This is a genomic window from Streptomyces sp. NPDC056224 (assembly GCF_042267665.1).
Lineage (GTDB): Bacteria > Actinomycetota > Actinomycetes > Streptomycetales > Streptomycetaceae > Streptomyces.
Genome location: NZ_JBHJTK010000001.1, coordinates 502,523 through 517,543, shown reverse-complemented (window position 1 = coordinate 517,543; position 15,021 = coordinate 502,523). Strand labels below are relative to the sequence as shown.

Genomic DNA, 15,021 nt, shown 5'->3' with positions numbered 1-15,021 from the left:
CCTTCGGCGGCTGCCAGAAACCTGCGAAACGACTGGAGAGAGCCATGGTCAGAGAGCGGACTGTGGGCGAAGTGATGACCAGCGAGGTCGTCGGGGCACGCCCGGACACCTCCTTCAAGGAACTGGCCCGGCTGCTCACCGTCCACCGGATCAGCGGCCTGCCGGTGGTGGACGACGATGACAAGGTCATGGGCGTGGTCTCCCAGACGGACCTCATCAAGAGGCAGGCGGGTCGCGGCCGGGACGGATCGGGCCGGCGCCGGGCACTGTGGAACCTGAGGCGACTGGCAGGCGCCCGCGCCACCGCGGCACCCGCCCTGGTGGCCCGCGAGCTGATGACCAGCCCCGCTGTCACCGTGCATCCCGAGCAGCGCGTCGTCGACGCCGCACGCATCATGGAACGCCGCCACATCGACCGGCTGCCCGTGGTGGACGAGGAGGACCGCCTCATCGGCATCACCACCCGACGTGATCTTCTGCGCGTCTTCCTGAGGACGGACGAGGAGATCCGCGCGGACGTGGCCGACGCCGTTTCCGCCCGGGCTCCGGCCGTCCACCGCACTGACGGGCTGCACATCGACGTCCGGGACGGGATGGTCACCATGGCGGGCTCGCCAGGAGCGGAGGTCGATGCGTTCTTGTTGATCCGGGCCGCGTGGCGGGTGGACGGCGTGGTCGGTGTGGTGAACCGGCTGACTGCAGGCCGCTGATTCCCGTCGTCGAAGGTGGCGCCGGCCCGCGACGCTCCCCCGGCCACCGCTGGGAGGGGCTCCGGGGCACCGTTCCTCGCCGCGTTGTTCCGGGGCGCCCGGGTACCTCCAGTACCCGGGCGCCCCTCCGCCGTGCGGTGCCCGGGTGCTGCCGCGCGGCACGGGGCGGCGTCCCGCGGTCGTGCGTACGGTCAGCGGGGCGGGGAGATCGGGCTGGGCCGCCGGGCTTCCGGTCCTACGCCCGGGCCCTGCCCGCGGCGCGGTGGTGTTCCGACCGGCCCGCAGGGGGAATCGGGGCGCCCCCGGGGGGTGCGGCCCGGGGAGCGCCGTGGAGCGTGCGGTGCTGGCTGGGTGCGGTTCCGTAGCGCTCCAGGAACACCTGCCTCATCGTCTCGGCGGAGCTGAACCCGCAGCGCCGGGCGACCGATGCCAGCGGCAGCGCCGTGGAGACGAGGAGTTGTGCGGCCGCCTCGGCTCGGGCGGTCCGTACGAACTGGGCCGGTGTCTGTCCGAGCTGGTCGAGGAACAGCCGGGCCAGGTGGCGCGCGCTGACTCCCGCGTGCGCGGCGAGCGCGGTGGCGCCGAGGTCGTCGCCGAGGTGCGCGGTGATGTGCTCGACGGTCTGTTGCACGGTCCGGTGCTCCGGAGCCGGTGCGTCGACGAACATGCTGATCTGGGCCTGGTTGCCGGGCCGTTGGAGGTAGGTCACCATCAACCGCGCCAGCGCCCGGGCGAGGGCCGGCCCGTGGTCCTCCTCGACGAACGCGAGGGTGAGGTCGAGCGCCCCGGTGACCCCGGCCGACGTGCAGACGTGCTCGTCGCGGAGGTACAGCGGCGCGGCGTCGACGTGGACGGCCGGGTGACGCTGCGCGAGGTCGTGCGCGTACGCCCAGTGGGTCGTGGCGCGCCTGCCGTCGAGCAGCCCGGTCGCCGCCAGCACACTCGCGCCCGTGCACACCGAGGCGACCCGGTGGCCGATGCCGGCCAGGCGGCGCACGTGCTCGACCAGCCGGGTGTTCTGCGCCGCCGCGAAGTGGCCCGGCCCGCCGACGACGAGCAGCGTGTCGACCGGGCCGCGGGTACGCTCCAGCGCCGCCTGCGCGCCCAGGACCAGTCCTGAGGAGCAGCGCACCGGGCGGCCCTCGGGGCTGACCAGGCGGACGTCGTAGGGAGGGTTCGCGCCGAGGCGGTTCGCCCCGTCGAAGGCGCTGGTCACGCAGGCGACCTCCACGAGTTCCACGTCGTCGTAGGCCACGACCACCACCCGGTGGCGGACAGCTGGCGTCATGCCGCGACACTACCCGACCCGTCTGAAGGACAGGCATCCCAGGATTTCGGACAGGGAGTCCGCAGCCGTGCGTCTTTGGTGGCGGCGGCGGGTGAAGGTGGCCGGGGCGGCGGTTCGCCGCCCGCAACCGGCCCCCACCGACCTTCAGGAGTCCTGTCATGACCGAACCCTCGCCCGCTCCGTCCGCGACCCCGGTGAAGACCATCGCCTTCGTGCTGTACCCGGGTCTCACACCGCTGGACATCGTCGGCCCGCTGCAGGTCTTCGCGGCGCTGGCCGATCTGGTCCCCGGCTACCGCACCGTCGTGGTCGGCGAGCGGATCGAGCCGGTGGAGAGCGACACCCCGCTGTCCCTGGCGCCCAGTCACACCTTCGAGGAGCTGGCCGATCCGTACGCGGTGATCGTGCCCGGCGGGCTCGTCCCCACCCTCGCCGCGATGGCCGACGAGGAACTCCTGCGGAACCTGCGCGAGATCGCGGCGCGGTCCCGGGTCGTCGGCTCGGTGTGCACCGGCTCGCTGCTGCTCGCGGCGGCAGGGCTCCTGGAGGGCCGCCGGGCCACCACGCACTGGATGTACCGGGACCTGCTCACCCGCTTCGGGGCAACGCCGGTCGCCCGGCGCTGGGTCGAGGACGGGCACGTCATCACCGCCGCCGGAGTCTCGGCCGGCATCGACATGGCACTGCACCTCGTCGGCCGCCTCGCCGGCGACGGGGTCGCGCGCATGGTCCAGCTGTTCATCGAGTACGACCCCGAGCCGCCCTTCGGCCCGATCGACTGGACGGCTGCCGACGGCGGGCAGTACGCCCCCTTCGCCCGACAGCTGCTCGAGAACGCCCTCGCCGGCCACCCTGCCCTCCTGGCGCAACTGAGCAACTGAGCGACTGAGCAACTGGGCTTCAGGCAGCGGGACTTCTGTCCACTGCGGTCGCGGCCCGGTGCTGTCCTGCCTCCGAGGTCGTTCCACGAGCGGAGGAAGGCCGAGGGCGAGGACCGCGTGCAGGCCGCCGTCACCCCTCCTGCCCGTCCGCGGGCTGAGGGCCGAACGGCCTTGACCGGACGCCCGGACGTCCCGGATCCGCGGGCGATGGGGGTACCGGTGGTGCTCCGGCGGGGGCCCGGACGGCTCTGCCCGGGAGCGGCCGCGGCAGGCAGGCTGGAAGCGATCAAGGAGGAGTTCCCATGAGCGGTCTCAAGACCAGTCAGGCAGTCGACGTCCAGGTCCGCACCCGAGGGCAGGTGCCCGACGGCGCCGACGTCTACGCCCAGGAGAAGGTGCTCGCCGTGGTCGGCCACGTGGGCGAACCGGTGCTGGCCGTCCGGGTGAAGCTCACTCAAGCCGTCAACACGTCGGCGAACCGCCCGGCCACGGCTCAGGCCGTGGTGGACGTCAACGGCCGCCCGGTACGGGCCCACGTGGCCGCGAACACCATGTTCGAGGCGGTCGACCTCCTGCAGGAGCGACTGACCGCCCGGCTCGCCCGGGCACGGCGGCACGGGCCGTACGGCCTCCACGGCAGCGGCCCGGACACCCAGGCATGGTGGGACAGCCCGGGCCACGAACACCGCCCGAACCGTCATCACCTTCCGGCCGAGGAGCGCCGCATCGTGCGGCACAAGTCCTTCAGCCTGGGCCACCAGACGCCCGAGGACGCCGTGATCGACCTGGAGGCCATGGACTACGACTTCTGGGTCTTCACGGACCTGGCCTCCGGGCGCGACAGCGTCATCTACCGCGACGTCCGCACCGGCCGGCACCGCATGGCTTCGCTGGGACCCCTGGGCCAGGAACGCGAGGTCGACGGACTGCTCGGAGTGAGCACGGTTCCCGTGCCCATGAGCAGTGTGGCCGAGGCCGTTTCGCGGCTGCACCTCACCGGACTGCCCTTCGTCTTCTTCGCCGACACGGCCACCGAACGCGGCAGCGTCCTCTACCACCGCTACGACGGCCACTACGGACTGATCACTCCGTCCTCGTAACGCGTTCCGGCAACACCGCCCGCCATCCGAATCCGCTCGCCCGGAGGAAACCATGTCACGTACCGTCATCGCAGCCGTGGACGGCTCGGCCGAGTCCCTGGCCGCCGCAGAGTGGGCCGCCCGCGAGGCGCGGCTGCGCCGTCTGCCCCTGCACCTCCTACACGCCTGGCAGGACTGGTCGCCGGCTTCCGCCCACGCACCGTTCACAGGCGTGGCCACCGCGCCCGGCACAGGGACGGACATCGCGCAGCACTGGGCCGAGAGCGTCTCCGGCGAGGTGTCCGATCGGCTGCGGGAGGGGCACCCCGGCCTGGACATCACCGTCGAGCAGGTGTGCGGCCGCCCCGCGGAGGTGTTGCTCTCCGCGGCCAAGGAGGCGGAAGTCCTGGTCGTGGGGTCCCGGGGGCTGGGTACCCTGGCGGGCTTCCTGGCCGGATCGGTGTCCATGCCCGTCATTGCGCGCGCCGAGCGCCCGGTCGTCGTCGTACGGGCCGGGGAGCGGGCCGAGGGTCAACCGCGGCCCGGGACCGGCGACCACGAGGAGCGCGAGGACCACAAGGACGACGGGCAGTACCTCGACGTAGTGCTCGGCCTCGACCTCTCCCGGCCGTGCGACGAGGTGCTCGCCTACGCCTTCGAAGCCGCCGCTGCCCGGGCGGCGACCCTGCGGGTCGTCCACGGCTGGAGCGTACCGACGGTCGACGGCTACGACCCCGCGGCGGCCGATCCCGGCCACGGCGTCGCGCTGGGACTTCGTGAGGCGGGTGCGCTCACCGACGCGCTGCGGCCGTGGCGCAGCAAGTTCCCCCAGGTCGAGGTCAAGGAGCAGTGCATGGTGGGCCGGCCCGCGGAGCACCTTGTGGAGGCCTCGAAGGAGGCCTCGCTGCTGGTCGTGGGACGGCGCATACGCCGGGCGGCGATCGGAGCGCACATCGGCCCGGTCACGCACGCGGCGCTGCACCACGCCACGGCGCCCGTGGCGGTCGTCCCTCACCTCTGACCGTCGCGGGCAACCTCACGGACCCGGCACGAGCCATGGCTCGTGCCGGGTCCGGTCGTTCCTCCAGGCGCCTCACCGCAGCGGGTACGGCCGCTCCCGCAGGTAACGCAGGGGCGGCCGAGCCGGCGCGGGAGCGTCTATGTGCACTGCTCGCCCGGGCACTTGTGGCTCCCGCCACCGCGGACGCGGTGACACCTGGCGCTGGGCGGAGGTGAGGCGTCCGGGCAGCCATCGGCCCGGGCCCCACGGCTCCCGCCGCACCGCGCCCTTCGTAACGGCGTGCCCAGCGGTGAGCCGCCCATCCGCGTACGCCGGGGCGCACGGCGCCGCTCCCGCGGCGCGCGTGCCCTCCGCTGCCAGGTCCGGGTCCACGTCCGGTCCAGGTCCTGGATGTGGGCGGGCCCATATCCTCCGTGAACCCTTGACCCCTCGTCGCTCAGTTGCGCGACGAGGGGTCAAGGGCTGTTCGAGAGGGGCGAGCCGGCCGCCCGCCCGGATGGCCGTAGGGTGATCCCATGCGTATGTGGGACGTCCTGCCGGACAGCGAGCGACAACGGTGGACGTTGGATCCATTCGTGAGCGTGGGACCCCTGAGCTTTGGGATGAGTCGTGGTGAAGCGTCCGCTGAGCTGGGCGGCATCCGAGCCGACTGGAGTGTGCGCAACGCGCATGACGAAGCAGGTCACGACAGCTACTCCGAGGTGGGGCTGACGCTCTACTTCGCCGTGGGTGACCGCTTGCGTGCTGTCAGGGTCGATGCTCTCGGGGGGCCGCAGGTCTTCGTGAAGGACACGGCGTTGGTCGGCCGGGTTCCCTCCGAGCTGGAGCGGTGGGTGGAAGCACGTGCCGAGCGCCGAGGACCCGACCCCGAGCTCGTCTGCCTGCCCGGAGGGGAGGTCGGGTCGCTGAGCCTCGGCGTGGCTCTGTGCCTGCAGCGGGCCGGGGACCGGTTGCTCACGCGGCCGCTCTTCCTCGACTCCGACACCATGGACGACGGGTACAACAAGCTGGGCAGAGACGCATGGGCCATCTCGTGACCACGGTCGGCACGCTCACGTACGCGGCCGGATGACGAGGGCGGCCGTCGTGACGGTGCCGGGGAATACGTTGCCGCGCGTGTCATAGCGGCTCGCGGCGGCAGGGACGGCCGTAGCCGCTCCCGCCCGGCATCCGGCGGATCACCAGGCCGCTTCCGCCCCATGCCCAGGCCGACGGCCCGAGCCGGGTGCGGTCACAGGAACGGCCGGACGGCTCCTGGCGGGTGCTGCGGTGGGGGACGGCCGGGCTCTTCCACAGGACCGGCTCTCCCCGCCCGGCCGGACCCGAGGTGCGGGCGGGCGGGCGCTCACTCGCGCCACAGCCCTACGGCGTCTTGCCCGAACGGGATTCGTGGCCGGCCATATTGGTGGCGGCGACCAGGGCGAGCATCCCGACGGCCATCATGATCAGCCCCACCAGTGGCCGGTCGGCGCTCTGCCACTGCCAGTCCACTGCAAAGACGAGAATCGCACCCAGGCCGATGGATGTAATGGCTCCGATGGCCAGCAGTCCGGGCATGAGGCCCACCTCCTTGAACGGCTTATGGGCACCCTGCCCCGCCGGATCTCACTCTCGCGGATCAACTGGTGCCCGCCCAGGGGCCTGTTGGCCCCCTCCGGCAGAGCCATGGGGCCCGCGTCGCGCCGGGCACGAGGATGGCCGGCCGGTCGATTGACTCGACCGGCCGGCCATCTGCCGGATGCGTACCGATTCAGAGCACGGCCGCACCGAGCGCGAGGAATCCGGCGACGGCTACCAGCAGCGCACCCATCAGTGGTGCCATGAACCGCAGGTACTTGTCGTAGCGGACCTTCGCGAGGGCGAGACCGCCCATGACGACGGCCGAAGTGGGCGTGACGAGGTTCACCCATCCGGAAGCCGACTGGTACGCGGTCACCACCAGGGCCCGGCTCACCCCGGCGAAGTCGGCCAGGGGAGCGAGGATGGGCATGGCGAGGGCCGCGTGGCCGGACGAGGAAGGGACGAAGAAGGCCAGCGGGAGGTTCACCACGAACGTCAGGACGGCGAACCCGCCGGAGGACGTGCCGGCCACCGCACTCTGCAGGGCGTCGAGGATGGTGTCGGTGACACTGGCGTTGTTCATGATCACCGTGACGCCCCGGGCCAGCATGACGATCATCGCTGCTCCGATGAAATCCCCTGCGCCGGCGGTGATGGCGTTCACCGTCCCCTTCTCTCCCAGGCCGCCGACCAGCCCCACGGCGACCGCCGCGACGATGAACAGGGCGGCGAGTTCGGGGAAGTACCAGCCGAGCGTGGGCAGGAAGGTGACGTTCAGATCGGACCAGGGGACCACGGCGAAGATCATGAACAGGAAGGTGGCCGCGAAGAGGCACAGGACGGTGCGCTGGCGGCCCGTGAGCTTCGCCGCGTCACTGCCCTCGTTCTTGATACGGAGGTCGTCCTCGGTGAGGGGTGTGAACGACCGCGAGGGGTCTTCGCTGACGCGGCGGGCGTAGCGCACGACGTACGCGGCTGCCAGTGCGGTCAGGCTCACCCACATCACCAGTCGCAGGACGATGCCCTCTCCCGTGCCGATGCCGGCGCTGTCGGAGGCCACCCCGGTGGCGAAGGGGTTGACGGTCGAGGCGAGGGTACCGACGCCGGCTCCCACCATGATGACCGTCGCGGCGACCATGCGGTCGTACCCGAGGCCCAGCATCAGGGGGATCATCAGCCCGTAGAAGCCGAGGGTTTCCTCCGCCATGCCGTAGGTGGTCCCGCCCAGGGAGAACACCGTCAGCAGGACGACGAGGAGCAGGGTCCTGCGGTGGTGCAGACGCTGCGCGAGCCGCGCCACTCCCGCCGTGAGTGCCCCGGTGCGCATCGTGACGGTGATGAACGCGCCCACGGCCAGGATGAAGAGGAACACTCCGGCCGCGCCCGCGAAGGAGCCGGTCCCGCCGGGCGTGGTGAGGCCGGTCCCTGCGTCGGTGACGCCGTACAGCCCGTTGACCGGGGAGAGGAACAGGTCCTTCAGCCGGTCCCAGAAGCCGGTGGCCAGCTCTATGGGGTGGTAGGTGCCCGGGACGGGGCTGCCGTCCTTGGTGTCGTAGCGGCCGGCGGGGATGACGAACGTCAGGGCCCAGACCGCCACGGTGACGGCGATCAGGACGGTGAAGGCGGACGGGAACCGGAGCCGGCGGCTCGGGCCGTCGGGCGTGCCGGAGTCCGTTCTCGCACCGGTCGGCTGCGGGGATGCGGGTGCGCTCTGCAGAGTCATGTCAGGTCCTGCGTTCCGTCGTGGTCGGTTCCGCGGTAGCGGCCGCTGGGTGTGACGACGGTGCCGGCGGCACCGTCCAGGATGGCCCGGGCGTCTTCGAGGGCGCCGATGGCCGCCATGCCGCCGGTGAGTTCGACGAACCGGCACACGGCGTCGACCTTGGGTCCCATGGATCCGGCGGGGAACTGCTGGGCTCTCAGGGCTGCGGGCGTGGTCCGTCCGATGGGCTCGGCGCCGGGGGTGCCGTAGCCGAGCGAAACGTGGGGCACGTCCGTCAGCAGCAGGAGTGCGTCGGCGTCGAGCGCCTCGGCCAGGAGGGCGGCGGTGAGGTCCTTGTCCACCACGGCTTCGACGCCGGACAGCTGCCCCTGTTCGTCACGGATCACCGGTACGCCGCCGCCCCCGGCGCACACGGCTACCGCTCCCGAGTTCAGCAGGAGCCGGATCAGCCGGGTCTCCACGACGCGTTGCGGACGGGGGGAGGCCACGACGCGTCGCCAGTGGGTGCCGTCCTGCTTGACGGTCCAGCCGCGCTCGGCGGCCAGTCGCTCCGCTTCGGTGCGGTCGTAGACGGGGCCCACGAATTTGGCCGGGTCGGCGAAGGCGGGGTCGGCTGCGGAGACGAGGGTCTGGTTGAGCAGGGCGCACACCTGCCGTCCGGGCAGGGCGTTCTGCAGGGACTGGAGCAGCCAGTAGCCGATCATGCCCTGGGTCTCCGCGCCGAGGACGTCGAAGGGGTAGGGGCTGCTCAGGGAGCGGTCGGCGGCGCTCTGGAGGGCGAGTACGCCGACCTGCGGTCCGTTGCCGTGGGTGATGACGAGTTCGTGCTCGTGTGCGAGGGGGGCGAGGGCGGCCACGGCGGCGCGGATGTTGGCGAGCTGCACGGCGGCGTCCGGCCGCTCCTCGCGGCGGAGCAGGGCGTTGCCGCCCAGTGCGACGACTACACGCATGATGTGTTTCTCCCGGGGTCGAGGGGATGCCGGCTCAGTCGGCGAGGGTGGCGACGAGGACCGCCTTGATGGTGTGGAGCCGGTTCTCGGCCTGGTCGAACACGATGGAGTGCGAGGACTCGAAGACCTCGTCGGTGACCTCCAGTGCGGTCATGCCGGTCCGCGCCGCGATCTTGGCGCCGACGGTGGTGTCGCTGTTGTGGAAGGCCGGAAGGCAGTGCATGAACTTGACCGCCGGGTTGCCCGTGGCCTCCAGAACCTTGGCGGTCACCTGGTACGGCCCCAGCAGGGTGATGCGCTCGTCCCACATCTCCGGCGGCTCCCCCATGGAGAGCCATACGTCGGTGTAGACGAAGTCGACGCCGGCCACGCCTTCGGCCACGTCCTCGGTCAGGGTGATCCGCGCGCCGCTGACGGCCGCCGCCCGCCGCGCCTGTTCGACGACGTCGGGGGCGTTGTGCAGGGAACGCGGGCCGACCATGCGTACGTCCATGCCGAGCATCGCCGCGGATATCAGCAGGGAGTTGCCGACGTTGTTCCTGGCGTCGCCCAAGTAGGCGAAGGACACCTGGTTCAGCGGCTTGTCGGTGTGCTCCCACATGGTGAGCACGTCGGCGAGCGACTGGGTGGGGTGCCACTGGTCCGTCAGGCCGTTCCAGACCGGTACGCCGGCGTGCTCGGACAGCTCCTCCACCAGGCGCTGGTCACTGCCCCGGTATTCGATCCCGTCGTAGTAGCGGCCGAGGACGCGGGCGGTGTCCTTGATCGACTCCTTGTGTCCGAGCTGGGAGCCGGCCGGGTCGAGGTAGGTCACGTGCGCGCCTTGCTGGTGGGCGGCCACTTCGAAGGCGCACCGGGTCCTCGTCGAGGTCTTCTCGAAGATGACGGCGATGTTCTTGCCGCGCAGCCGCTGCTCCTCGCGCCCCTCGCGGCGGGCGGCCTTGATGTCGGCGGACAGTTCCAGCAGGTGGCGGAACTCCTCCGGAGTGAAGTCGAGTTCCTTCAAGAACGGGCGCTTGTGCAGGTCGTCGTGCATGGCAGGCTCCTTGGTGCGTATGGGGGGTGCGGCGGACGGGGGCCGCGCCCGTGGGCGGCGGCGGGGGGCGGGGGCGGTCAGGCGGCCTCGCGCTCGATGGGACAGGTCATGCACCGCGGGCCACCACGGCCCCGGCCGAGTTCGCTGCCTCGCACGGTGATGACCTCGATCCCGCTCTTGCGCAGGTGGGTGTTGGTGGTCACGTTGCGCTCGTAGGCGACGACCACACCGGGCTCCACGGCCAGCACGTTGCAGCCGTCGTCCCACTGCTCCCGCTCGGCGGACCGGAGATCCTGGCTGGGGGTGAGGACGTTGATGGAGGGCAGACCGAGCGCGTCGGCGATGGCCTGGTCCATGTGCTCGGGGGCGTGGTCGGTGACCCTCAGCCCCTCCCCGCCGGTGCCCGGCTCGATCGTGGAGGTCGGCAGCATGCCGAGGCCGGCGTAGCGGGTGAAGGTGTCGCCGCTGACCATGGTCATGACCGTGTCGAGGTGCATGAAGCTGCGGGTCTTCGGCAGGCTGATGGCCACGATCCGCCGGGCGGAACCCGCCGCGAACATGCGCAGGGCGAGGTTCTCCACGGCCTGCGGGGTGGTGCGCTCGCTCATGCCGACGAGCACCGCACCGTTGCCGATGACCAGGACGTCGCCGCCCTCGATGGTGGCGGGATAGGCCTCCTGCCCGTCGGTCCACCGGTGGAACTCCCCCTTCTCGAAAAGGGGGTGGTGTCGGTAGATGGCTTCGAAGTGAACCGTTTCACGGCGCCGTGCCCGCTTGTTCATCGGGTTGACGCTCACGCCGTCGTACACCCAGCACGAGGTGTCGCGGGTGAACAGGTGGTTGGGCAGCGGCGCGAGGAGGAAGTCGTCGGGCGCCATGGCGTGCAGTCGTACGCTCGGTATCGGGCCCGTGCGCTCCAGCAGTTCGGCCTTGGTGACGCCGCCGATGAGGCAGGCGGTCAGTGCGGCCGGCTCCAGGGAGTCGAAGTACGTGCGGAGCCGGCCGGTGCCGAGGACGCCGAACTCGCGTTCGTCGAAGACCCGGTCCATGACGAGCTGCCGAGCCTCGACGGCGTCCAGCGTCTCGGTGAGCAGGTCGGCGAGGAGGTGCACGCGCACTCCGCGGTCCCGCAGGACGTCGGCGAAGGCGTCGTGCTCCTCGCGGGCACGCTTCGCCCACAGCACCTCGTCGAAGAGGAGCGCGTCCTTGTTGGTGGGTGTGAGGCGGGTCAGTTCGCGGTCGGGCCGGTGCAGGATGACCTGCTTCAGCCGGCCGGTCTCGGAGTCGACGTGAAAGGTCATGGGGTCCCCCGGAGGTGAGAAGGAAGGTGCGCCCAACGGGCGCGGCACAAGGACGTGAGGCTGGCCGAGCGTCCGCTGGGGGCGCCTCGGGGAGCACTTGAACTCTGTCACTCGCGTCCCGCCATGCCCGGCCGCAACAGTCCCTGGTGGCGGGCCGGTCGGCACTCTCCGGGAGGACCGTTCGGTCGGCCCTCAGGGCCCTTCGGCCCTGCTGGGCGACGGTCGGGAATCCCGTGCGGCGGCGTGGGGCGAGCCGGCGGTCAGCGGTCAGCGGTCAGCGGTCAGCGGTCAGCGGTCAGCGGTCAGCGGTCAGCGGTCAGCGGTCAGCGGTCAGCGTGCGGTACGACGGCGTTCTGTGCGAGAGCTCGGGCCGGCGTCCGCCTCTCGGTTGGCCCGTGGGCCGGCGATGGCCCGGCCGCCCCCGCTGTCGGTGGCTCCGCGTACGGTCTGCGCATGGCTGATCAGAGACCCCCCTTGTCATCGGTATGCGATTTCGCGACCTGGGAGCCCGTGTTGAGGCTCATGCTGGCCGACGACGCGGACCGGCGTGCAGCCCGGTCGGCCCGGGTCGCCGGACGCATCAGCCGAACCGGCTGGAGCCTTGCCCACCGGGGATCCATGTCGTCGACGGCGCGGAGCGCGGTGGTGGGCATTCAGAGGGCCCTCGCGCACGGCGGAGTCCAGGAGATCGCCTTCAGGGCCGAGGCCCGACCGGACGGAGGGACCACGCTCGGACTGGTCTGGCCGAGCCCGTCCGTGGAACCGGCCGTCGGCTACCCGGACCTGGGGGTGCTCGTCCTGGCCGATGGCGCCCTTCCCGAGCCCTGGCTGCGCCGTCCTGATCCGGTGCCCGGGGCCGTGCCGGCACCCTCGGCGGATCCGGAGTTGCTGGAGCGGACTCTGCGCGAGCAGTTGCCCGACGCCGTCGGCGCGACGGAAGAGGAGATCGCCGCCGCCGAGGCGCGCCTCGGTGTCGCCCTGTCAGATGAGCTCAAGGTGCTCTACCGGGTGACACGGGTGGACTGGCGCGACGACTTCGCAGCGGCGGGGCGCGCCGGCAGGGCGGTCGGCTGCGAGCTCTCCGGCCTGGACACCCTGTTCGCCGTCGACGCGGCGGTCCGTCACCCCGGCTGGGCCCTCGGCGCGGAGCGTACGGTCAGCACCGCGCCCGACGCCGCGGTGCAGGGCCTGGCCGGCTCACCGGGCTGGATCGCCTTCGGGAGCAACGGCGGCGACGAGTTCGCGGTCGACCTGACTCCCGGCCCGGCCGGACACTTCGGGCAGGTCATCCTGGTCGATCACGAGCAGAGCCTCGGCGCCGAGCTCGTGGCCGATTCCCTCACCGACTTCGTTCTGGGCCGGGTGCGGGAGGAACGCCGTGAGCGCCGCGGAGATGAGCCTGCGGCCGAGGCCAGGATCGGCGCCGGATACCTTGGGACCGTCCGGGCCGCCGCCCGTCCCGCCCTGGAGGTCCTGTCGATCGGCGCCTGGGACGGCACACCGTTCAGCCTCGTGCCCCTCACCGGACTGCCCCGCCTGCGCACTCTCACGGCCATGCCCGGCACACTGGCCGACCCGCTGGAGGTCGCCGGGCTCACCGGACTGGAGTTCCTGGAACTCGGCGCGCGGGAATGGCGCGCGCTCCTTGACGCCGGAGCCGTCCCGCGCACCCTGAAGGCCGCAGCCATCAAGGTGCGGGACCAGGACCACCTGCCCGTCGTGGCCGTCGCCAACGAGATCCTGGCCCTCTGGGACCGGCCCCGGATCGTGCAGACGCTCATCGAGGGAGACCTCGGCCCTGCGGCGTGACCGGTGGGGCCGCACAGGCGAGGTGCCCTCCCCGCCCCGCAGGAACGGGCCGGTCCTGCGGGGCCGGGGTGCAGCCCGGGGAACGTGCCCGACCGCCCCGCGGCCGTCGGCGGCTCCCGTGCCGGATCGTTCGACGCGCGCACGGGTGGCACACACACGGAGAATGAAGCGAGGATCAAGGATCCGTTGCCGAGAGCACCACGCCGTCCGCGCCGCGGAGCGGCGGTGATCCCTTCGCGGAGGTGGTGGCGATGCCGACGTGGCGATTGCGGGACTTCCGCGACGACGACCTGGACCGCGCCATCCAGATCTGGGACCAGAACCAGCAGGCGGACGAGGCCCCTGCCGTCTTCCCCGTGTCGGAGGTCGTGACCGTGGCCAGGGCCGGAGGACCGGCCATGGTGGCGGTGGTCGGCGACGAGCTGGTGGGCGTCGCCGTGGCGCAGGCCTGTGGCGAGCGGGGCTGGATCACCGTGGTGGCCCTGGCCGCGACGTGGCGCAACCGCGGCATCGGGAGCTCCTTGATCGCCGAGCTTGAGCGGCGTCTGCGGTCACTGGGAGTCCGCCGGATCGGCGCGCTCCTCGCCCCGGGGGCGACGGGAACCGCGGCCCTGGAGAACTGCGGCTACCGCTCCCGGGCCGGGCTCGTCTTCTACGAGAAGGTCGAGCACCCGGGCGCGAGCGACGCCGGCCTCCTCGCGGAACTCGGGGGAAGGATGCTTCCCGGAGGTCTGTGGGACGGCCTCGCGGGCATGGAACGGGAGAAGGAAACCATCGAGCGGCGGATCGTGCTGCCACTGGCCCAGCCCGTGCTGGCCGAGCAGTACGGCGTGAGGCCGCCGAAGGCGGTCATCCTCTTCGGGCCGCCGGGCACCGGCAAGACCAGCTTCGCCCGAGCGGTCGCCTCGCGGCTGCAGTGGCCGTTCGTGGAGCTCTTCCCCTCCCGGCTCGCGTCGTCACGGGAGGGAGGACTGGCGGCCTCGCTGCGGGAGGCGTTCACCGAGCTGGCCGAGCTGGAGACGGTGGTGCTCTTCATCGACGAGGTCGAGGAGATCGCGTCCGTCCGGTCCGGTACGGCCGTCGACCCCAGTCACGGGGTGACCAACGAACTGCTCAAGTTGATCCCCGGCTTCCGCGACCACGACGACCGCCTCCTGATCTGCGCCACGAACTCCGTCCGCTCCCTCGACCCGGCGTTCCTGCGGCCCGGCCGTTTCGACTACGTCATCCCCGTCGGCCCGCCGGACCCCAAGGCCCGTTCGGCGGTCTGGCGGCGCTACCTCGGGCCCGCCGCCGGCCACGTCGACCTGCACCGTCTGGTGGAGGCGAGCGCGATGTTCACGCCGGCCGACATCGAGTTCGCCGCTCGCAAAGGTGCCCAGACCGCCTTCGAACGCGAAGTCGCCCAGGGGAAAGGCCTGCCGGGCGGCACGGAGGACTACCTGCGGGCCATCGAACAGACCCGCCCCACACTCACCGACCAGGCTCTGAAGGACTTCGCCGAGGACACCGAGGAATACGTGCGCATGTGACATCGGGGCACACGCCGTGATGATCCCGGCCGGGGCGGGATCACACCGCCTCCCGCGAACCGGTGTCGGTGCCGTGCCCGCCCGGCGGGACCCGCCGGGCGGGCACACCCGGCCAGGGGCCGTCCCGCAGC

The 15,021-nt window shown here is 71.9% G+C and carries 13 protein-coding genes; 7 read left to right on the top strand and 6 right to left on the bottom strand.

All coding sequences use genetic code 11. From position 1 onward, the window contains the following. Nucleotides 1-74 precede the first annotated feature (74 nt). Entirely contained in the window at nucleotides 75-710 is a 636-nt protein-coding gene (locus tag ACFCZ1_RS02395; protein ID WP_376676771.1) for a CBS domain-containing protein, read from the top strand. Nucleotides 711-945: 235 nt separating this feature from the next. Here the strand turns inward: ACFCZ1_RS02395 and ACFCZ1_RS02390 are convergent, their stop codons facing one another. Further along, nucleotides 946-1,998 (bottom strand): GlxA family transcriptional regulator, encoded by a 1,053-nt coding sequence (locus ACFCZ1_RS02390; protein ID WP_376676438.1) that lies wholly within the window; start codon nucleotides 1,996-1,998, stop codon nucleotides 946-948. Nucleotides 1,999-2,156: 158 nt separating this feature from the next. On the opposite strand from ACFCZ1_RS02390, the gene ACFCZ1_RS02385 reads away from it, so the two are divergent. The 4 genes from ACFCZ1_RS02385 (at nucleotide 2,157) to ACFCZ1_RS02370 (ending at nucleotide 6,016) form a co-directional block, all read left to right on the top strand. Next, nucleotides 2,157-2,879 carry a DJ-1/PfpI family protein gene (locus tag ACFCZ1_RS02385; protein WP_376676437.1) on the top strand — a complete coding sequence of 241 codons (723 nt, stop codon included), beginning with the start codon at nucleotides 2,157-2,159 and terminating at the stop codon, nucleotides 2,877-2,879. A gap of 302 nt (nucleotides 2,880-3,181) precedes the next feature. Then, nucleotides 3,182-3,979, top strand: coding sequence for a sigma 54 modulation/S30EA ribosomal C-terminal domain-containing protein (locus ACFCZ1_RS02380; RefSeq protein WP_376676436.1), 798 nt, complete (start codon nucleotides 3,182-3,184; stop codon nucleotides 3,977-3,979). 52 nt (nucleotides 3,980-4,031) lie between these two features. Further along, a complete protein-coding gene (locus ACFCZ1_RS02375) occupies nucleotides 4,032-4,979 on the top strand; it encodes a universal stress protein (protein ID WP_376676435.1) in 948 nt (315 codons plus the stop codon). Between the two features lie 602 nt (nucleotides 4,980-5,581). After that, nucleotides 5,582-6,016, top strand: a complete 435-nt coding sequence (locus ACFCZ1_RS02370; protein ID WP_376676434.1) for a hypothetical protein — start codon at nucleotides 5,582-5,584, stop codon at nucleotides 6,014-6,016. 325 nt (nucleotides 6,017-6,341) lie between these two features. Here the strand turns inward: ACFCZ1_RS02370 and ACFCZ1_RS02365 are convergent, their stop codons facing one another. From ACFCZ1_RS02365 to ACFCZ1_RS02345, 5 genes are all read right to left on the bottom strand, one after another. Then, on the bottom strand, nucleotides 6,342-6,536 hold the full coding sequence (locus ACFCZ1_RS02365) for a hypothetical protein (protein WP_376676433.1): 195 nt from the start codon (nucleotides 6,534-6,536) through the stop codon (nucleotides 6,342-6,344). A gap of 193 nt (nucleotides 6,537-6,729) precedes the next feature. Then, nucleotides 6,730-8,262 carry a YfcC family protein gene (locus ACFCZ1_RS02360; protein WP_376676432.1) on the bottom strand — a complete coding sequence of 511 codons (1,533 nt, stop codon included), beginning with the start codon at nucleotides 8,260-8,262 and terminating at the stop codon, nucleotides 6,730-6,732. Beyond that, a complete protein-coding gene (locus tag ACFCZ1_RS02355; RefSeq protein WP_376676431.1) occupies nucleotides 8,259-9,212 on the bottom strand; it encodes a carbamate kinase in 954 nt (317 codons plus the stop codon). Before ACFCZ1_RS02355 ends, ACFCZ1_RS02360 begins: the two co-directional genes overlap by 4 nt. Before the next feature lie 34 nt (nucleotides 9,213-9,246). Next, nucleotides 9,247-10,248 carry an ornithine carbamoyltransferase gene (gene argF, locus ACFCZ1_RS02350; RefSeq protein ID WP_376676430.1) on the bottom strand — a complete coding sequence of 334 codons (1,002 nt, stop codon included), beginning with the start codon at nucleotides 10,246-10,248 and terminating at the stop codon, nucleotides 9,247-9,249. Between the two features lie 77 nt (nucleotides 10,249-10,325). Next, nucleotides 10,326-11,549 carry an arginine deiminase gene (locus ACFCZ1_RS02345; RefSeq protein ID WP_376676429.1) on the bottom strand — a complete coding sequence of 408 codons (1,224 nt, stop codon included), beginning with the start codon at nucleotides 11,547-11,549 and terminating at the stop codon, nucleotides 10,326-10,328. 453 nt (nucleotides 11,550-12,002) lie between these two features. Here ACFCZ1_RS02345 and ACFCZ1_RS02340 point away from each other — a divergent pair, with 453 nt between their 5' ends. Then, nucleotides 12,003-13,358, top strand: a complete 1,356-nt coding sequence (locus tag ACFCZ1_RS02340; protein WP_376676428.1) for an SMI1/KNR4 family protein — start codon at nucleotides 12,003-12,005, stop codon at nucleotides 13,356-13,358. A gap of 251 nt (nucleotides 13,359-13,609) precedes the next feature. Further along, complete coding sequence (locus ACFCZ1_RS02335) at nucleotides 13,610-14,890, top strand: ATP-binding protein (protein WP_376676427.1); 1,281 nt, start codon at nucleotides 13,610-13,612, stop codon at nucleotides 14,888-14,890. Nucleotides 14,891-15,021 lie beyond the last annotated feature (131 nt).